Below are 19,165 nucleotides of genomic sequence, written 5' to 3'. Positions count from 1 at the left end.
AAAGGCCCCGTTCGCAGGACCATTCTGTCGGAAGCGAGTGCGGGCAAACACGCATTCGCTGATCGCGTTATGCTGCGTGAGGGACACCGCGCATGAGCTGGGACTGGGCTTCTTCGCTGGATCAGATCTGGCGCACACCGACCTTTCCGATGTGGCTGACGCTGGCCGCGGCGGGATTTTTGGGAATCATCGTTTTGATCACGCTGCTGCGCGCGGAGAAATCCGTGGCCAATGGCGTGCTGACGGTCATGACGCTGCTCGCGATCGTCGTCGCTGTCGCCGCGACCATCCGCAGCTTCGGGCCGGATGGCGCCGTCTCCTCCGCTGCGACCCCGGTGGCTTCGGTCAGTGCAGCGTTGCCGCAGCTCTCTTGTATCGACGATCTCGCCGGCGATGCCGTCCTCAATGCCTGCGAGAAGACGCTGTTCGGGTCCGCCGACTCGGTCGCTGCCGCGGTCACCTATGCGGCGTCCCAGATCACCCGCCTGACCGGGTTCGGCGATGCTGCCACAGCCGACAAAGCGACGAGTTCCGACCTGCAGGCACTGCGCCGCGCCGTCGAGCGCGACCGCTACGGGCTGATGGCCTATGTGCTGATGGCGCGCGACCAATGCACGCCGGCTGCATGCGCGGCGTTCGCCGCGCTGGCCGACAAGCGCCAGGTCGTCGCCAATATGGACGAGCGCCTCTACGAGAACCTGATCACGCGCTATGCACCTTCATGGAACGCGCCGCCCCTGGCTGCGACATCCCCGGGGCTGCTCGCGGGGCTGCCGCCGTCGATGCCCACCGGCAAACCCACCAATGCCGAGTTCCCGAGCGCGGCCAATACCCCGCCCATCAGCATCATGAACCCGGAGCCGCCCGCCGCTCGTGCCGCTCCGGCGCCAGCTGCTGCCAATCCACCGGCTTCACCACGTCCAGCCCCGGCCGCAGCAGCACCAACGACCGCCGCACCAGCCACACCAACCACAACGGCGTCGCCAGCGCTGGCGGCAGCTAAAAAACAACCGCCGGCGCCGAAACGCACACCGGCCGCGCCGGTCCAGCTATCGCCGGCACCGGGGGCACCGGGAGCACCGACGGTGTCATCCACAGCTGCTGCGCCCGCCAACGAATGATCGTTTTCAAACGGCGCGGGGCCCGCTAAACCCGGATCCATGCCGCTTCATCTCATCAAGCTCGCCGTTGGCTGCGAGTCGGTCAAAGAACTCAAGGGCTGGGTTGCCGAACGGATGGCAACCGCCAGGAAAAAGGGTTTGCCGCTCCGCCATATCCACGTCACCCGGATGATGCCGAAACGCGACGAGGAACTGCTTGCCGGCGGTTCGCTCTACTGGGTGATCAAGGGAGAGATCGCGGCGCGCGAAAAGCTGATCGCGATCGAGCCGTTCCGCGACAAGGACGGTATCGGACGGTGCCGCCTGGTGATGCAGCCCAAGGTCATTGCCGTCTCGCCGCGGCCGATGCGCCCGTTCCAGGGCTGGCGCTATCTGACCGAGGACGGCGCGCCGGCCGATCTCGGCAAGTCCGCCGCGGTCGTGGCGTCGATGCCGGAGCCGATGCGGCGGGAACTGCGCGACCTCGGGCTGCTGTAGCTACGTTCAGACCGCGATATTGTCGATCAGCCGCGTGGTTCCGATCTTGGCGGCGACCAGCATCCGCATCGGCCCCTCCTTGAGCGAGGCGACCGGCGCCAGCGTTTCGGCGTGGCGCACCTCGAAATAGTCCAGCGCAAAACCCGCGTTCTCGATCAGCTCGGCGCCGGCCTGCATGACGGCGTCGACAGGCTCGCCAGCGCGAAGGCGGGCCGCGCTTTGCTTCATCGCGCGATAGAGCTCGGGCGCCGCCTGGCGCTGTTCGGGCGCGAGGTAGACGTTGCGCGAGGACATCGCCAGCCCGTCGCGCTCCCGAACCGTGCGCGACCCGATCACCTTGACGCCGAGATCGAGATCGCGCGCCATCTGCGTCACCACCCGCAATTGCTGAAAGTCCTTTTCGCCGAAGATCGCGACATCCGGCCGGCACTGGGTGAACAGCTTGCCGACCACGGTGGCGACGCCGCCGAAGAAGTGCGGGCGGAAGCGATCTTCCAGCCCGGCAGTGGCCGGACCTTCGGGTACGATCCGGGTGGCGAAGCCTTCCGGATACATCGCCTTGACGTCCGGATTCCAGATCAGGTCGACCTTCTCGGCCGCGAGCCTGGCGACGTCGGACTTCCAGGTCCGCGGGTAGGAGCCGAAATCCTCCGTTGGCGCGAACTGGGTCGGATTAACGAAGATCGAGACGACGACTTTCTGTGCGCGGCGTTTGGCGAGCCGAACCAGCGACACATGGCCGTCATGGAGCGCTCCCATGGTTGGCACCAGCGCGACCGTGGCCTTTCTGGCGCGAAGGCCATCAAGCGCGCGGCGCAATGCGGGGACGGTACGGACGACCATAGGGCTTCGCGGCATCTGGGCTCGATCTCTTGCACGATGTTTTGGGATGAGGGGGCTGTTAGCCGCGGCCTCTTGGCGGGCGATGCGACCTTATAAGGCCGAGGCATTGCCGCCAAGGTGATCAACCCGTGCAACTCATCACGGCAGTCCGACGTAGCTGCATGGGTCATGTATCGCCAGAGGGGCCGACGCGTGGAAACGTGCGCTCGATCACAGTTGAACGCGACGTCGCCAAGCGGATTCATGATTAAGGCACGCAGGCAGTGATTCAAAAGTGTTATCACGCATTTTGCTTGACCACAGCCGCGCGTGATTTGAAGATATCAAACGGGGGTTGGGGTTGAGTCATGTTGGTTCAGGCTAGTCAGGGTCAGTCCGGTTCGGCGCACGTCGTCGTGCTCGGCAACGAGAAGGGCGGTTCGGGGAAATCCACCACCGCGCTGCATATCGCTGTCGCCTTGATGAAAGCCGGTCAGCGGGTCGCCACCATCGACCTCGATTGCCGCCAGCAAAGCTTCACCCGGTACGTCGGCAACCGTACCGCGTGGGCCCGCCGCACCGGCCTCGATCTCGAGGTTCCCGTCCACTTTTGCATCAAGCTCGGCGAGACGATGCAGATCGCCGACAATGAAAATTCCGAGTTCCAGCAGTTCATGGAAGCGGTGAGTTCGGTCGAGCGCGCCTTCGACTTCATCGTCATCGATACGCCGGGTTCGGATTCCTATCTGATGCGCCTGGCCCATTCGATGGCCGATACGCTGGTGACGCCGATCAACGACAGCTTCCTCGATTTCGACGTGCTCGGCACCGTCGACCCCGCCACCTATTCGGTGACCGGCGAAAGCCACTATGCCGAGATGGTGCGCGACACCAGGCGCAAGCGCCGCCAGCTCGACGGCGCTTCGACCGACTGGATCGTGGTGCGCAACCGGCTGTCGATGATCGGCTCGCGCAACAAGCAGCTCGTCGCCGACAGTCTGAAGGATCTGTCGTTGCGGCTGGGCTTCCGTTCGATCGACGGCCTTGCCGAGCGGGTGGTTTACCGCGAATTCTTCCCGCGCGGGCTGACTGCGCTCGACGACATCGATGAGGCCACCCTCGGCACGCGGCCGAGCATGGGCCATGTGACGGCGCGCGAGGAGGTGACGAGCCTGCTCCGCCAGTTGAAGCTGCCGCTCGACGAGCGGGGCCGGCGGCGGGCCGCCAACCGCGCCGAATGGTTCAGCCAGGTCGACAAGCCGCTCGAAGTCCACGACATCCTCGGCGCCTGACCCAGGCGCTCGATCCTCGGCGCCTGATCGCCGCGGCCTCAGCGCGATCTCGGTGGCTCGATCACCGTCATCCGGAACGGACCGCTGTTGCCTGCCGCATGCGCGACCGCGGCGTTGGCGTCGTCGAGTGCAAACGCCGTGACCTCGAGTTGATCCAGGCTGACCAGGCCCGCGCCAATAAGCCCAGGCCATCAACAGGGCCGCGTGCGGCGGGTACATCCATTGGCCTCGAAGTGTGATGCAGTTCCGCATCATCCATGAATAGGGCAGTTCGGGACCGGCGCCATCCAGCATGCCGAGGCCGCCCATCAGCACCACGCGTCCGTAAGGCCGAACCGCGCGGCCGCGGATGAAATCTTTGCGTTCAGCCGCCTGCCGGAAGGCGACCGCAACATTCTCCTCACGGTGCTGACCAACCGCGCGACACGAAAGTTATTCGGCGCTTCATGGGAAGAAGAGGCCCGGCGCATCGTGGCGCAATTCCGCGCCACGCATGATTGTGGGCCGGCGATCCCGCGTTCCAGGAATTGCTTGCACGGCTGCGGCAGGGCTGTCCCGAATTTTCGGGCTGGTGGGAGGCCCATGATATTGGCGGCGCCGCAGCCGGCCAGAAATCCCTGAGCCATCCGAGAAAGGGGCGGCTGAAGCTGGAATACGCGAGCTTCCAGGCCAATGACGATCCGGCGCTGAAGCTGATCATTATACCGCCGGCTGAATCCGGTGGTTTTCCGGGATTTCCGGGGCAGACCCGGCGTGCGAAATAAGGGAACGAACTGCCTACAATACCGTTTTCATTAGACTTTTATCGATCGGTCGAACCGAAGCTTGGTTGGGACCGTCATATACAGGCAATAGGAGATGATCGCCGGGTAGTGAGCAGCTGCACAATAGATGGGTGCATCGCACAACGATCAGGCGGTCAATTCACAACATTTGGACTTTATGTCACGCCGCTGTGACATATATCATCAAGAACGAGGCCGAAGAGTCTCCACATAGCCCGCCGGGCCCCGAGGACGCCGATGAAACGTGGAATTGCCGTTCTGCTTTCACTTACCGTACTGGTTGCGGTCGCGTATTTTACCGCGAGCAAGTGGGCGATCCGTCACGAGACCATCGCGTTCCATGATCCGGCGCGGGACAATCGTCTGGTTGCGGTGAATATCGCCGTTCGGCGCGACAAGGAAATGCAGGCCAATGCCGGCATGATCAGGCTGCCGGTTGCGGTCATCAACCACGGCAACACCGTCAAGCATACCGAGTACTCGTTCCTCTCCAACGCCTTTGCGGCGCGCGGCTATCTTGCGGTCAGCCCCCAGCACGATCTGCCGACCGATCCGCCGATGGTGACCAAGGTCGGCGAACTCTATGTCGGCCGCCTGCCGCAAATTCAGCGCGGCGTCGCCAACATCCATTTTGCCATCGACGAAATGAAGAAGGTCCAGCCCAACGCCGACTACGCCAGGGTGACCATGGTGGGGCATTCGATGGGCGGCGATATCTCGATGTATTTCGCCAAGCAGTATCCCGACGAGATCAAGAAGGTGGTCACGCTGGACAATCTGCGCGTGCCGTTCCTGACCGACGGCAAGTTCAAGATCCTGTCGTTCCGTTCGAAGGATACGCAGTTCAAGCCGGACCCGGGCGTGGTGCCGGATGACGACCAGTGCGAGCAGGCCGGTATTACGGTTGTGAACACCGGCTACCAGCACAACGATATGCGCGATACCGGGCCCGATGCGGCAAAGTCGTCGATCCAGACGATGCTCGACAAGTTCATCGCTGACAACAGCGACAGCAGCACACTGAAGCCGGTACCGACCAAGGTGCCGGATCCGCTCGTGAGCAATCCGGGACCGGTGCCGCTGGCCAGCAACCCACCGACCATCAAGTCGGCGACCAACTAACGGCGCAGCTGTTAAGCTTCCGCTGCCTGATCCCGGCGGATCACGACCGGGTGCATTGACGCCCCGTATGGACAGTCCCACATAGAGCTTGCTGTAATTGCGAGCGCTCATGGCCGGCGAACCCACCAAACCGAAATCTTCCGCCGACATCTTCTCGGCGCAGAAACCCCAATCGCGCAGCGCTCCGTTGCCGGAAGCGCGGCCCTCGGCGGCCGAAGACATCGCTGCCTTTGTCGCCAAGGCTCGCGCCATGTCCCCGCACCGGACCGGCGCGAAGGGCAGGCTGGTGTTCGCGCTCGACGCCACCATGAGCCGGCAACCGACCTGGGACATGGCCTGCGCGCTGCAGGCCGACATGTTTCGCGAAGCGGCTTCGCTCGGCAGCCTCGACATTCGCCTGGTCTACTACCGCGGCCTCAATGAATGCCGCGCGACGGGATGGATCTCCGACTCGGCGCAACTCGCTAAATTGATGACCAAGATCGATTGCCAGGGCGGCAATACCCAGATCGGCAAAGTGCTCTCGGAAGCCCGCCGCGAAGCGGTCGCTTCCGCCGTGCGCGCCGTGGTGTTCGTCGGCGACGCCATGGAGGAGTCGGTCGACGACCTCTGCGCCAAGGCCGGTGAACTCGGCCTGCTCAAGGTGCCCGTGTTCATGTTCCAGGAAGGCCACGACGTTACGGCCGAGCACGCGTTCCGTGAGATCGCGCGCCTCACCGGCGGGGCATGGTGCAGGTTCGATCCCGGCGCCGCAGCCCAATTGCGCGAGCTGTTGCGAGCTGCCGCGGCCTATGCCGCCGGTGGACGCGAAGCGCTGCTGCGGCTGTCGAAGACCGGAAGCGGCGCGGCCAAGCTGATCGGCCAGATGAAATGATCGCCAGCTTGGCTCTTCCGGTGCGGATCGCCATGCTTTTTGCCGCCGGGGCGACTATATTGGGCCCATGCCAACCCTGATTGCCGGTGTCGTCGCCGTTGTCCTGCTATATTTGCTGCTGCAGATGTTTCGTGCAGCCAATCCGGTCGTGCTTGCGCGGCTGCTCAAGATCGGCGGCGGAATCATCGCGCTGGCGGTCGCGGCCTTCACCGGGCTCAGGGGCGAACTGGCGGTGGCGATCCCGCTCGGCATCTTCGGAGCGGGACTGCTCGGCTGGTCGCCGTTCGGCCCGTCCGGCTTCAGCAATATCGGCGGGATCTTCGGCGGCGGCGCGCAGCGCTCGCCTGGACAGACCTCGCGCGTGCGATCGCAGTTTCTCGACATGAGCCTCGATCACGACAGCGGCGCCCTGTCGGGCCAGATCGTCGACGGGCCCTATGCCGGCCGCTCGCTCGACGAGTTCGACCTGGTGCAGCTGACGACGATCATGTCCGGCTTCGACGCCGAGAGCGTAGCCTTACTTGAAAGCTATCTGGACCGCCGGTTTCCCGCCTGGCGTCAGAACGCGCAGGGCGACGCGGCAGGGGGGCAGCGCCGCGCGCCGCCGAGCGGTAAAATGACGGACGAGGAGGCCTATCAGATCCTTGGCCTGCAGCCGGGGGCGGGGCGTGACGACATCAGCCGGGCGCACCGCGCCCTGATGAAGAAACTGCATCCCGACCAGGGGGGCTCGACGTACCTCGCCGCCCGTGTAAACGAGGCCAAGGATACTCTGCTTCGCGCGCATCTCAGCTAACTCCGGCAAACGCTACCAAACGCTACAAACCGAGAGCTGCCGCTGCCCTATTCTCTGGTTGATGCCCCGTGTCGCCCGCCGTTTTCCGGCGTGGTCGATCCTTCATTCCGGAAAACTTAACCGTAAATTCTTGACGAGAAGTTTGCGCAGGTTCGATTTGCCGCCGGCGACCGAACGGCGTCTGCAACTGTGCTCTGGAAACAACAAAGCCGGCGCTTGCGGCGCCGGCTTTGCGAACAAAGAGAGAGAAGGTCAGTTACGAACGGTGATGCAGGAGATGTCGGCGCGCTTCAGCGTCTTGCAGACCGCCTCGGCCTGATCGCGCTCGAGGCCGGCGAAGCGGGCGCGGAACAGCTTGCGATTATCCTTGGCAACGACCGGCTCGGTGAATGAGTCAGCCTTGCCGAGCAGGCCACGGGCCTGATTGCGAGCCTGATCGAGGCGGGCGCGGGCTTCGCTTTCGCTTTCCAGTGCGCCGACCTGGATGATCCAGCCGGTATGGGTAACGGCGGCCGCGGGCTTGATGGCGCCGTTCTGCTGGACCGTCTGTGGCTGGGCATAGGCGAGTGCCTGCGGGGCGGCGGCCGGCACGCTGGAGGCGGGCAGCACGCCGAGTACGCCATGCCCGGTACCGTGATTGGCGGGCTGCGGCGGCAGTTCGGCACGGGCCATTTCGGGCCTGATCACTTCAGGCTTGACGGCTTCAGATCGGGGCTCGGCCCGCGCCACGACGGCGCTGGAGGTCTCCGCCACTTCCGGGCGGGAGGGCGCAATCGTGCTGGTGATCGGCGGGGCAACAGGCTGGGACGGGCTGGCGGAAGCCAGCTTCATCACGCCGGCCTTGACCTGAACCGTCTTGACCTTGACCGGCTTCATTGGTTCGGCCGAGCCGGGGATCGCCGATATCGCCTGGGTCTGAATCACGCCGCTGGTCAGCGGAGCCGGTTCGGGCTTGGCCTGCGCTACGAACTTGGACTGTTCGGGTTTCGGTTGCGGCGCCGGCAGGGCGGCCGCGGCTGCGGCCATCAACGAGGGCCTGGCCGGGGCGACGCTGCGCGTTGGCTGCATCGCGGCCATGCTGGGCTCGGAGGCTGCGACGGCGTTGTTGGCCTGGACCGCCTCGGTCGGGCGCGGCGTGCTGGCGACTTCGGCCACCTCGACGCTGGCCTCGGCGGAATTACGTTCGGTAACGGCGGCGGCGGTGCGGATGGTGGCACTCTTGTCGAGGTTTTCCGCGAGCAGGGTGCGCATGGTGGCGTCGCGCGATCCGCCGCTGCGGCCGCCAAGCACCACGCCGATCAGATGGCGGTTGCCGCGCCGCATCGAGCTCACGAGGTTGAAGCCCGACGCGCGGGTGTAGCCGGTCTTGATGCCATCGACGCCTTCGACATTGCCGAGCAGCCGATTGTGGTTACGGATCGCCTGGCCGCGATAATAGAATATGTTGGTCGCGAAGTAGCGATAGTAGCGCGGAAAGCGTTCCTGGATCGCGCGGCCCAGCGTTGCCTGGTCGCGCGCGGTCGTGAGCTGTTCCTCGTTGGGCAGGCCGTTGGCGTTGCGATAGACCGTCTTGGTCATGCCGAGCGCGCGCGCCTTGCGCGTCATCAGCTTGGCGAATTCATCTTCATCGCCGGCAATGGCTTCCGCGATCACGACGGAGGCGTCGTTGGCGGAGCGCGTCACCAGTCCCTTGATGGCGTCTTCGACCTTGATGGTCTGGCCGGGCTTCAGGCCGAGTTTGGTCGGCGCCTGTCGGGAAGCATACGCGGACACTTCCAGTTCGGAATCCAGCTTCAGCTTGCCGCGCTCGAGCTGCTCGAACAGCAGGTAGAGCGTCATGATCTTGGTCAGCGAGGCCGGACGACGGAGGGCGTCGGGATTGTTGGAGGAGAGCGTGGCGCCGGAATTGCCGTCGACGATGATGGAAGCGAATTGCGGGCTATAGCTCGCCACGGCGGCGTGGTGCCGGGCATGGTGGCGTTGGCGGTAGCGGCGGGCTTCTGCGCTGTCGCTGGTGTAGATGATTGCAGTGGTGAGAGTGACCAGCCCGAGAACGCAAACTCGCAACGTGCGCGAGGAAGCTAAGGTTGTACGAAGCATTTACTTCCCCGTCCCAATTTCTGTCTTGATCACCGGTTCGTGAGGCGAAATTGTGCCCATCGGCCCGGTGACGCTGCCTGTTCGAAGCGGTTAGCCTGGTTGCAATTTGGCCCCGGCTGGCCGATCAGGTCGCTGTTCTAGCTAAGGTATTGTTCACAAACAGCATTCAGGCTGTCTGTCGGAAGGCGAACACGTCCGGGAATCAGGTTAGGCGGCGCGAGTTTCCAAAAGGTTAAGTAACCGTTGCGTAACACTCCGGGGTTTGGCGCTAATCGTCGATATTTGTGCGTCGCACAAGATTCCTTGACAGTCATTGTGCGGTGCACTATAAGGGAGGGGTGGTCAGGGAGCCGGGACCTCCCGGCGAATTACATTCAGTCTGGGAAAGGACTCCAAGATGGTCAAGGTTGAAGACATTCAGAGCTACGGAAAAGAGCATCTCGAAACGGTCGCCGCGTCCGCGAGCAACCTGCAGAGCGGTGTTCAGGCGATTGCGACCGCTTATGGCGACTACGCCAAGAAGTCGTTCGAAGATACCAAGTCGTTTGTTGAAAAGCTGTCGGGCGTGAAGTCGGTGGACAAGGCGATTGAAGCCCAGACCGAATTCGCCCGCTCGTCCTACGAGACCTTTGTCGCCGAGTCGCAGAAGATTGCCGGCCTCTATACCGATCTGGCCAAGCAGACCTTCAAGCCTTACGAAGGCCTGGTCGCGAAGTTCGCTCCCGCCACGCACTAAACTCTTTGTTTGACGCGTTTCCTTTACGCGAACCGGTATCCACTTCGCTCGAAAACGCTTTAAGCGCTGCGCGATACCTTCCAAAACAAAAAAGCCCGGCCGTTGCGGCCGGGCTTTTTTCGTTTGCTTTGTTCGTGCCGGTTGCGACGCGATTATTTCGCGACGCGCAGCTTGGAGAGCGACGTGCCGATCGCGCTAAAGGCCGTCGCGATCTGGCTCGAGGACGTCACGGTAGAGAACTTGTCCGAGCCGCTGGCGCAATACTGCAGGACTGTGGAGGTCGGATCGCCGTTGGTGTTGACGTGCATCGTGTAGATGACGATGCCGTCGGCCTTGATGTTGTCGCACTGGATGCGCTGGCGGGCGTCGATGGCGCCGTTGTATTGGACTTGGCCGTTGCCGTATGACGGCCAGCGATCCTGCGTGTTCAGACCGTCGGACATCACGATCAGCACCTTTTTATAGGTGTAATTGGCATCTTCGGGCGGTGCGTTGAGCGGCGCGCCCTGGGTCAGAGACTGCCATCCCCAGGCGATGCCGATCGGCTGGTTGGTGCCGCCGTTCGGGGTCAGCGAGTCGACCTTGGATTTGGCGGAGGCGAAGTCGGTCGTCAGAGGCAGCAACTGCGCCGGGCATGCGTTGTACTGCTCGGCATAGAACTTGGTTGCGGGATCGGAAGTCGGCGTCGTGTTCTTGGTATCGTAGTCCTGATCGCGGTCGGTCACACAGCCGTTCCAGGTATCGTGGTTCTTCGCCGTCCAGGTCCTGCCGGCCGATTCACAGGAGCTTTTTGTAGGGTAGTTCCCGGAGTTCTTGCCGCTGCACTTGCCGTTCGCAGCCTCCCACTCGCTCCACTCGATCCACGACTGTTCGTAGTTGCTGGCGCCGACGTTGACGTCCTTGGCGAAGGGAATGATCGAGATGTAGATGTCGCCCGTGTTCTTGGCGAGGGCGCCGATCTGGTCGATCAGGGCCTTTGCAGCCGGCTTCATCGCGGTCATTTTGCCGTCATCGTTCATCGATCCGGTGACGTCGAGCGCAAGCGCGACGCGCATGCGGACGTTGCCCCAGAGCGAGGTTGAACTGGTGTCGAAGCCGATTTGCGGAAAGCCGGCGACCTTCATGAACTCCGTCGGCACGTTGCCGGAGCCATTGATCTTGATGGTCGAGCCCTTGCCGGTGTTGGCGGTATATTCCGCCGTGACCGTCACCTCCCTGGCTTCGGTGTTGGTGTAGAGCGCCTTGAAATAGTCCTGCGCCTTGGTGTTGATATCCGAGGCCTTGATGGTTCCGTCCGACAGGTCTTTCGCCACCATCAGGGCGGTGGAATCGAGGGCAGCCTGCATCGACGACCGGGCGCTGTTGGCACGGGTATAGTCGATCGCGGCGCCGACGAAGCTCAGGATCGGGACGGCGGCGATGGCAAACAGAACCGCGATGTTGCCCTGATCGGCCTTGGCAAAACGCCCGGCGGCCGTACGCACCCGACTGAAAATGGCTGTATTGAGCATGGCTCTCACCGAAATAGTGGTTTCAAGCGGTATTTCGGCCCGGGCGGCTAAACAGGCGGTAAATTGGTTCCCGCAAAAACGGGTCAAAGCCCATGTATCGGGAAACCGGTGGCCAGAACTGCCGCCTATGCTCAAGGACCGCTAAACGGGCAGGGGCCTTCCTTTGTCAAATCCGCCAGAAACGATTAACCTTGCCTGGATTGCCGGACCGGGATTCGGGGCCGGTTGCGGGCGCGGCAGGGCAGCGTTGATGCGCTTGCGGTGGTCTCCAACTGGACCCATATTCCAATAGCCGATCCGCCGCTGGATCGGACCGGGAGCGGCGATCTGGAAAGCGTTGCTGGGTACCTTGTGGTGGTCGTTTTGGGGCCTTCGCGAGCGTGCGACGATGCGCTGTCCGGTTTCCCATGGGAATGTCGAACGCCTGAGCCATGTTGCAGTTTAACTCCAAAGCCTATTCGTCCGCGCCCGCCGCGACCGCCGTCTCTGCTCCCCGGATGAGCAATGACGAAAACCGCAATGCGGGGACGAACGGTCCGTCGACCTCGGTCATCACCAAGGTCAAGCCGAAGACCAAGCGTCCGAATCTCTATCGTGTCCTGATCCTGAACGACGATTACACGCCGATGGAGTTCGTGGTTCATGTGCTGGAGAAGTTCTTCCAGAAGGACGCGGAAGCCGCCACCAAGATCATGCTTCATGTCCATCACCACGGTATCGGCGAGTGCGGCGTTTTCACTTACGAAATCGCCGAGACCAAAGTGACGCAGGTGATGGATTTTGCGCGCAAGCATCAGCATCCCCTGCAATGCGTGATGGAAAAGAAATAGCCGCTGCACCCGCCTCGACCGGCTAAAAGGCGACCGGCTAAAAGGAACGGGTCTTGCATTGTTCCGCCCCGGAGGAAGTAGGCGGCAACCCAGTAGTTTTTCGGGTTGGTTCTCGTATCGCGGTGGTGCGAAAGTTTAGAGAAAAACCACTGTTCACGGAACCTGTCTTTCGCCACGATCGTGCGTAACTATATGACACGGGACGACGAAGGTTGTTGTTGCCTGACCGGGTAATGGCGATCATGATGACCGGGGGCCACAGAGGACGCGAATGCCAACTTTTTCCCAAAGCCTTGAACAATCCCTGCATCGTGCGCTGGCGATTGCAAACGAGCGGCATCATCAATACGCGACGCTCGAACACCTGCTGTTGTCGCTGATCGATGACTCGGATGCTGCCGCGGTCATGCGTGCCTGCAGCGTCGATCTCGACAAGCTGCGCACCAGCCTCGTCAATTATCTCGAGACCGAATTCGAAAATCTGGTGACGGACGGGGCCGACGACGCCAAGCCGACCGCCGGTTTCCAGCGCGTGATCCAGCGCGCGGTGATTCACGTCCAGTCGTCCGGTCGCGAAGAAGTGACCGGCGCCAACGTACTGATCGCGATCTTCGCGGAGCGCGAAAGCCACGCCGCCTATTTCCTGCAGGAGCAGGACATGACGCGGTACGACGCGGTTAATTACATTAGCCATGGCATTGCCAAGCGTCCCGGCGTTTCCGAGGCGCGGCCGGTTCGCGGCGTCGACGAGGAGACCGAGACCAAGGGCAACGAGGACGCCAAGAAAAAGGGCGAGGCGCTCGATACCTACTGCGTCAACCTCAACAAGAAGGCGCGCGACGGCAAGATCGATCCCGTCATCGGACGAAACTCCGAAATCAACCGGGCGATCCAGGTGCTGTGCCGCCGGCAAAAGAACAATCCGCTGTTCGTCGGCGAAGCCGGCGTCGGTAAGACCGCGATCGCCGAAGGCCTTGCCAAGCGCATCGTCGACTCGGAAGTGCCGGAAGTGCTGGCCGCGGCGACCGTGTTCTCGCTCGACATGGGCACGCTGCTCGCGGGCACGCGCTATCGCGGCGATTTTGAGGAGCGGCTCAAACAGGTTTTAAAGGAACTGGAGGCGCATCCGAACGCGATCCTGTTCATCGACGAGATCCACACCGTGATCGGCGCCGGCGCCACTTCCGGCGGCGCGATGGATGCATCCAATCTGCTCAAGCCGGCGCTGGCATCGGGCACGATCCGCTGCATGGGTTCGACCACCTACAAGGAATACCGTCAGCATTTCGAAAAGGATCGCGCGCTGGTGCGCCGGTTCCAGAAGATCGACGTCAACGAGCCGACGGTGGAAGACGCCATTGCGATCCTCAAGGGCCTGAAGCCATATTTCGAGGACTACCATCGGCTGAAATACACCAACGAGGCGATCGAGGCCGCGGTGCAATTGTCGTCGCGCTACATCCACGACCGCAAGCTGCCGGACAAGGCGATCGACGTGATCGACGAGTCGGGTGCGGCGCAGATGCTGGTGGCCGAGAACAAGCGCAAGAAGACCATCGGCATCAAGGAGATCGAGACCACGATCGCGACCATGGCGCGGATTCCGCCCAAGAGCGTATCGAAGGACGATGCCGAGGTGCTCAAGCATCTCGAGCAGACCCTGAAGCGCGTGGTGTTCGGCCAGGACAAGGCAATCGACGCGCTGTCGGCGTCGATCAAGCTGGCGCGTGCCGGCCTGCGCGAGCCGGAAAAGCCGATCGGCTCCTACCTGTTCTCCGGTCCGACCGGCGTCGGCAAGACCGAAGTGGCAAAGCAGCTGGCGGCGTCGCTTGGCGTCGAGCTCATCCGCTTCGACATGTCCGAATATATGGAGCGGCACACGGTGTCGCGCCTGATCGGCGCGCCTCCGGGCTATGTCGGCTTCGACCAGGGCGGCCTGCTCACCGACGGCGTGGACCAGCATCCGCATTGCGTGGTGCTGCTCGACGAAATCGAGAAGGCGCATCCGGATCTCTACAACGTGCTGCTGCAGATCATGGATCATGGCCGGCTCACCGATCACAACGGCAAGCAGGTCAATTTCCGCAACGTGATCCTGATCATGACCACCAACGCGGGTGCGGCCGACCTCGCGCGCCAGGCCTTCGGCTTCACGCGCAGCAAGCGGGAAGGCGACGACCACGAAGCGATCAACCGGCAGTTCGCGCCGGAATTCCGCAACCGCCTCGATGCCATCGTCTCGTTCGCCCATCTCAATGCCGATGTCATCGGCATGGTGGTGGAGAAGTTCGTGCTTCAGCTCGAGGCGCAGCTGGCGGATCGCGACGTCACCATCGAATTGTCGGAGCCCGCCAAGGCCTGGCTGATCGAACATGGTTACGACGAGCAGATGGGCGCGCGTCCAATGGCGCGCGTCATCCAGGAGCACATCAAGAAGCCGCTCGCCGATGAAGTGCTGTTCGGCCGGCTCAAGGGTGGCGGCCATGTCCGCGTCGTGCTGGTCAAGGACGAGGCGGAAGACAAGGACAAGATCGGCTTCGAATTCGTCGAAGGGCCGGTGACGCCGAAGCCGGAGAAGCTGCCCGGTGCGCGCAAGCGCGCCACGCCGCGGAAGCCGAAGTCGGGTCCCAATGGCGGGGGCGGCTCCAATGGGCCGGCCTCGCGGGGGCCGCTGGTCAAGGTCTGAGCGGCGAGGATTTACGCATCAACGAAGCCGGCGCGTCGCAAGACCGCCGGCTTTTTGCTGGGCGATTGCCGGCTTCAATTGCCGTTAACTGGTCGTTAGCAATGGGATGAGGCTGGCGCCCGTATAAGCGCGCTCAGAACCTACCAGTTAAGCCAGTTTAGACCATGCGCCCGTTTTAATTGGGCCAGGCAAAACTGGAAAACGCTGCCATGTCCGAACAGAAACCCCTGCCGCGCGGCCGGACCTTCCTGGCCGGCAAGGTGATCTCCAATTACGGCCAGTCCACCATCGACTGCACCGTTCGCCGGATATCCGACACCGGCGCCGTGATCGAAGTGGAGACCGTGCTCGGCATTCCCGAGCATTTTCATCTGCTGATACCAGGCGAGGGCGATCCGCTTCCGTGCAAGCGCTCGTGGCAGTCGGAGAAACAGATCGGCCTCGTGTTCGACGTGGAAGACGTCAAGGCAGAAGCCGCCGAGGCCGGCCTCGATGGATCAAAGGGCGCTGATCAGATCATGCGGAGCCAGACGCTCGCATTGCGGGCGGCGCTTGATGTCATGGACGTCGGCGTGGTCCTGCTCGACGCCGACATGAAGTCTCAGTTCATCAACCGCGCCTTCCGCCGCATGTGGGCCTTGCCGGACGCTACAGCCGATCGAAACCCGTCTTTCGTGGCGCTCCTGTATCATGGCCGCGACACCAAGGCTTACGAGATTGAGCCCGCCGCGATCGATCGTCACATTGCCAATCGCGTCCGCACGGTAAGGGAAGGCGACGCCACGCCGATCGACGTGCGCCTGACCAACGGCGCTGTGGTGCGGGTTCAATGCGCGAGCCTGCCGAACGGCGGCAGAATTGTCACCTATTCCTACGTGACCGACATCGTCCGTCATATGGACGAGCTGGAAGTGTTGCGCAGCGCCCTCGACAATGTGTCGGAAGGGATCATCATGCTCGACAGCAATCTCAACGCGCAGTTTCTCAACGGCAAGATCCGGCAGTATTGGGCGTTGACCGAAGCAGAGGCGGACAGCCGTCCTTCCTTCGAGTCGTTGCTCAGAAGAGCGCCCCACGCGGGCGCCCGCATGCCGCCGGACGAGCTGGACGCCTTCTGCACCGCCCGCCTTGCGGCGATCCGGGATGTCAGCGAGCCGGTGCGGGTTTTGCAAACCGCCGATGGCCGCCACATTCGGGCGCATTGCACGGCGCTGAAAAACGGCGGCCGGATGCTCACCTTCGTGGGCATCACCGATCTCGTCAACAATGCGCGGAAACTGGAGGAACTGGCGACGACGGATTCGATGACCGGCCTCGCCAACCGCCGCCATTTCATGGCGCTCGCCGCGGCGGAATGGAGCCGGTTTCAGCGCTACTACCGGCCGCTCTCGGTGCTGATGATCGACGTCGACCACTTCAAATCGGTGAACGACCGCTACGGCCATGCGGTCGGCGATGACGCGCTGGTCGCGGTCGCCAATGCCTGCCTGGAGAGCAAACGCTCGTCCGATATCGTCGGGCGGATCGGGGGCGAGGAGTTTGCGATGCTGTTGCCGGAGACCGATCTCTATCAGGCGCGGATCGTGGCGGACAGGATTTGCAAGGCGGTCGCCGCCAGCAAGTTGCAGGCTGACGAGGTCCCGTTCAAGGTCACGGCCAGTATCGGCTTTGCGGCCGCGACCGTGAGCATGCCGGGATTTGAGGCCTTGCTGAAAGCGGCCGATCAGGCGCTCTACCAGGCCAAGGATCAGGGGCGCAATCGTATCGTTGGTTGGTCGCCGCCGCCGGCGACAAAACTCGCCGCGGAGTGAGGCGTAAGATGCGAAGGCAACCCGTCAGCGTTCGCCGAGCAATTCGTTGATGCGGCGCTGAAGCTGTCGCTTCTTGATTTCGCTCTTGCGCAGCCGCTCCTCCAGATCGGAAACCGGCTCGGGGGCTTGGCCGCTAAAGGCAAGGCCGACGAAATTGTCGCGCCACCACACCACCTTGGCGAGGAAGGAGCGGCCTTTCCGTGCGATGCGCAGCGAAATCTGTTCCCTCGGAAGATTGGCGGTATCGCTGAATTCGACGCTGGCGCCCTTGTCGGAGATGTTGCGGACGATGCACTCGCGGCGCGTGCCGGTCTCGCCGATTTCCGCGACGCCGCCGTAGATCACCTTGTCGCGCGCGTTCTCGCGTCGGTCCTGCATCGATATCTCCCAATCAAAGGAAGACTTTTACGCCGCTTTATCGGCCGCGAAAGGCTTTGGCCGGCAAAATGCAGCGTTAACGTAAACCAACGTCGGCCGCGATGGCGGCGATTTGGGGCTTTCGGAGGCCCAAACATGGTTACGCCGCGCTCTGGAACCGACAGCGCCGCGCGGCTATTAAGTACCTTCGATGGAAATCGGACGGCAATGCGAACAGGTCATGGTCTCCGCGCCGGGTTGAGCTTGCTGGCGATGCTGGCGTCGCTTGCGCAGGCTATCGCGGAGGACGCGACATCTCCGCCGACCGAGGCCGCGCGGCCGGGCGCTGAGGAACCGGCGAAACCGCCGGAAGCGCCGCCTCCCGAAGCGACAGCTCCAGAGAAGCCCAAGGAGACCGCGCGCGAGAGCGATACGCGCGAGGCGCTGTGCCTGATGGTGGAATCGGCGGCGAGGGCGGCAAACCTGCCGCTGGAATTCTTCGCGCGCGTGATCTGGCAGGAGAGCCGCTTTCAATCCGATGCGGTGGGGCCGATGACCAGGAGCGGCCAGCGCGCGCAGGGCATCGCGCAGTTCATGCCGGGAACCGCGAACGAGCGGCGGCTGCTCGATCCCTTCGATCCCGTACAGGCATTGCCGAAATCCGCCGAGTTCCTTAGCGAGTTACGCGACCAGTTCGGCAATCTCGGCCTCGCGGCGGCGGCCTATAATGCCGGCCCGAGGCGGGTGCAGGAATGGCTCGCCGGCACGGGATACATGCCACAGGAAACCCGCAACTATGTCGTCGCGATCACCGGCTCAACGGTCGAGGAGTGGGCGACCGCAGGACGGAACGGTAAGATGCCGGAAGCCGCACCAGCCTCCAGTTGCCGCGAACTGATGGCCTTGCTCAAGCGCGCGCCCAATCCCTTCGTGACGGGCCTCGAACAGCGCATCACGCTCTCCGCCGCGAAATTGTGGGGCGTGCAGCTCGCTGCTGGCTTCAACCGCGACAAGGCGCTGGCCATGTATGCGCGCGCGATGAAGCGACTGAGTGCTGTGATCGGCGACCAGGACCCGAGCCTGCTCAGTTCCGTGATGCGCAGCCGCGGTACCCGAGCCTTCTACCAGGTGCGGATCGGCGCGGACACGCGGCCGGCCGCGGATGATCTCTGCAACCGCATCCGCCGCGCCGGCGGGGCGTGCTTTGTGCTGCGGAACAGGGGCGTGCCGGGGTGAATTCACCTGGTGGATGGCGATTATACAATCGATCGATTGGACGAATAGCGTGCCGCTCAGGCATCACCGTTGCACCCACAACGGAGAATTCAACATGGGAACCATCGAGAACAAGGATACCATCCGCCGCATCTATCAGGCGCTGGAGACCGGCGATCGAAGCGTGTTCGGGGCGTCCGTGCATCCAGACTATGTCTGGCGCTTTCCGGGCCACAGCAGCTGGTCGAAACGCTTTAGCGGTCAGGAAGAAGTCCGCACCAAGCTGCTGAAACCGCTGTTTGCGCTGTTCGCGACCGAGTATCGGGCGCACGCCATCAATCTGGTCGCCGAGGGCGATTACGTGGTGGCCGAAGTGCGCGGCGACGTGCAGACCAAGCGCGGCCAGCGCTACAACAACGAATACTGCTTCGTGTTCAAATTTCGCGGCGACAAGATCGCCGAGGTGGTCGAATATTGCGATACCGATCTCGAAGAGCGCGTGCTGGGCAATTACGATGACGCCGTCGGGCGGATGGCGGCGTCGTAAGGCCGCGGACGCGCGGCTGCATGCCAGCCCTGAGGCGGGCCGCGCTTGACGTCGCCTTGCTTCACCGCCGTTATGCCGCCAGG

Annotated in this window: 16 protein-coding genes and 1 pseudogene; 13 read left to right on the top strand and 4 right to left on the bottom strand. The window is 63.0% G+C overall.

What is annotated here, in order from left to right; all coding sequences use genetic code 11:
• Positions 1-92 precede the first annotated feature (92 nt).
• A complete protein-coding gene (locus JQ558_RS13755; RefSeq protein ID WP_212293947.1) occupies positions 93-1,121 on the top strand; it encodes a hypothetical protein in 1,029 nt (342 codons plus the stop codon).
• A gap of 39 nt (positions 1,122-1,160) precedes the next feature.
• A complete protein-coding gene (locus JQ558_RS13750; RefSeq protein ID WP_212293946.1) occupies positions 1,161-1,598 on the top strand; it encodes a DUF1489 family protein in 438 nt (145 codons plus the stop codon).
• Between the two features lie 6 nt (positions 1,599-1,604).
• Here JQ558_RS13750 and panC read toward each other — a convergent pair whose 3' ends face one another.
• Positions 1,605-2,456, bottom strand: coding sequence for a pantoate--beta-alanine ligase (gene panC / locus JQ558_RS13745; RefSeq protein ID WP_212293945.1), 852 nt, complete (start codon positions 2,454-2,456; stop codon positions 1,605-1,607).
• A gap of 332 nt (positions 2,457-2,788) precedes the next feature.
• On the opposite strand from panC, the gene JQ558_RS13740 reads away from it, so the two are divergent.
• The 5 genes and pseudogenes from JQ558_RS13740 to JQ558_RS13720 all read left to right on the top strand — a co-directional run bounded on the left by JQ558_RS13740 (position 2,789) and on the right by JQ558_RS13720 (position 7,289).
• On the top strand, positions 2,789-3,712 hold the full coding sequence (locus JQ558_RS13740) for a division plane positioning ATPase MipZ (RefSeq protein ID WP_212293944.1): 924 nt from the start codon (positions 2,789-2,791) through the stop codon (positions 3,710-3,712).
• A 261-nt stretch (positions 3,713-3,973) separates the two neighbouring features.
• A pseudogene (locus tag JQ558_RS13735) lies at positions 3,974-4,476 on the top strand (hypothetical protein).
• A 258-nt stretch (positions 4,477-4,734) separates the two neighbouring features.
• Positions 4,735-5,619: an alpha/beta fold hydrolase gene (locus JQ558_RS13730; protein ID WP_212212425.1), complete on the top strand. Its 885-nt coding sequence runs from the start codon at positions 4,735-4,737 to the stop codon at positions 5,617-5,619.
• Positions 5,620-5,728: 109 nt separating this feature from the next.
• Positions 5,729-6,493 (top strand): VWA domain-containing protein, encoded by a 765-nt coding sequence (locus JQ558_RS13725; protein ID WP_212212423.1) that lies wholly within the window; start codon positions 5,729-5,731, stop codon positions 6,491-6,493.
• Positions 6,494-6,560: 67 nt separating this feature from the next.
• A complete protein-coding gene (locus JQ558_RS13720; protein WP_212293943.1) occupies positions 6,561-7,289 on the top strand; it encodes a DnaJ domain-containing protein in 729 nt (242 codons plus the stop codon).
• A gap of 252 nt (positions 7,290-7,541) precedes the next feature.
• Here the strand turns inward: JQ558_RS13720 and JQ558_RS13715 are convergent, their stop codons facing one another.
• Complete coding sequence (locus JQ558_RS13715; RefSeq protein ID WP_212293942.1) at positions 7,542-9,389, bottom strand: D-alanyl-D-alanine carboxypeptidase; 1,848 nt, start codon at positions 9,387-9,389, stop codon at positions 7,542-7,544.
• A gap of 397 nt (positions 9,390-9,786) precedes the next feature.
• Between JQ558_RS13715 and JQ558_RS13710 the strand changes: the two genes are divergently transcribed.
• Positions 9,787-10,125 (top strand): phasin family protein, encoded by a 339-nt coding sequence (locus JQ558_RS13710; protein WP_212212413.1) that lies wholly within the window; start codon positions 9,787-9,789, stop codon positions 10,123-10,125.
• A 152-nt stretch (positions 10,126-10,277) separates the two neighbouring features.
• Here the strand turns inward: JQ558_RS13710 and JQ558_RS13705 are convergent, their stop codons facing one another.
• Positions 10,278-11,636 carry a pilus assembly protein gene (locus tag JQ558_RS13705; RefSeq protein ID WP_212212410.1) on the bottom strand — a complete coding sequence of 453 codons (1,359 nt, stop codon included), beginning with the start codon at positions 11,634-11,636 and terminating at the stop codon, positions 10,278-10,280.
• A 497-nt stretch (positions 11,637-12,133) separates the two neighbouring features.
• Here JQ558_RS13705 and clpS point away from each other — a divergent pair, with 497 nt between their 5' ends.
• From clpS to JQ558_RS13690, 3 genes are all read left to right on the top strand, one after another.
• Positions 12,134-12,466, top strand: coding sequence for an ATP-dependent Clp protease adapter ClpS (gene clpS / locus JQ558_RS13700; RefSeq protein WP_192733729.1), 333 nt, complete (start codon positions 12,134-12,136; stop codon positions 12,464-12,466).
• A 271-nt stretch (positions 12,467-12,737) separates the two neighbouring features.
• Entirely contained in the window at positions 12,738-15,152 is a 2,415-nt protein-coding gene (clpA, locus tag JQ558_RS13695) for an ATP-dependent Clp protease ATP-binding subunit ClpA (RefSeq protein WP_212293941.1), read from the top strand.
• Between the two features lie 209 nt (positions 15,153-15,361).
• Positions 15,362-16,963, top strand: coding sequence for a sensor domain-containing diguanylate cyclase (locus JQ558_RS13690; RefSeq protein ID WP_249119389.1), 1,602 nt, complete (start codon positions 15,362-15,364; stop codon positions 16,961-16,963).
• Positions 16,964-16,987: 24 nt separating this feature from the next.
• Here JQ558_RS13690 and JQ558_RS13685 read toward each other — a convergent pair whose 3' ends face one another.
• The gene (locus JQ558_RS13685; RefSeq protein ID WP_212293940.1) at positions 16,988-17,341 is read right to left on the bottom strand and encodes a PilZ domain-containing protein; all 354 of its coding nucleotides are present in this window, start codon (positions 17,339-17,341) and stop codon (positions 16,988-16,990) included.
• 207 nt (positions 17,342-17,548) lie between these two features.
• On the opposite strand from JQ558_RS13685, the gene JQ558_RS13680 reads away from it, so the two are divergent.
• Together JQ558_RS13680 and JQ558_RS13675 are read left to right on the top strand one after the other, a co-directional pair.
• Positions 17,549-18,556, top strand: coding sequence for a lytic transglycosylase domain-containing protein (locus JQ558_RS13680; protein WP_249142457.1), 1,008 nt, complete (start codon positions 17,549-17,551; stop codon positions 18,554-18,556).
• 94 nt (positions 18,557-18,650) lie between these two features.
• The gene (locus JQ558_RS13675; protein ID WP_212212384.1) at positions 18,651-19,082 is read left to right on the top strand and encodes a nuclear transport factor 2 family protein; all 432 of its coding nucleotides are present in this window, start codon (positions 18,651-18,653) and stop codon (positions 19,080-19,082) included.
• Positions 19,083-19,165 lie beyond the last annotated feature (83 nt).

It is taken from the genome of Bradyrhizobium sp. AUGA SZCCT0160, from assembly GCF_018130105.1.
Lineage (GTDB): Bacteria > Pseudomonadota > Alphaproteobacteria > Rhizobiales > Xanthobacteraceae > Bradyrhizobium.
Note: the sequence above shows the minus strand (reverse complement) of the source record. Positions and strands in the feature narration are given on the sequence as shown.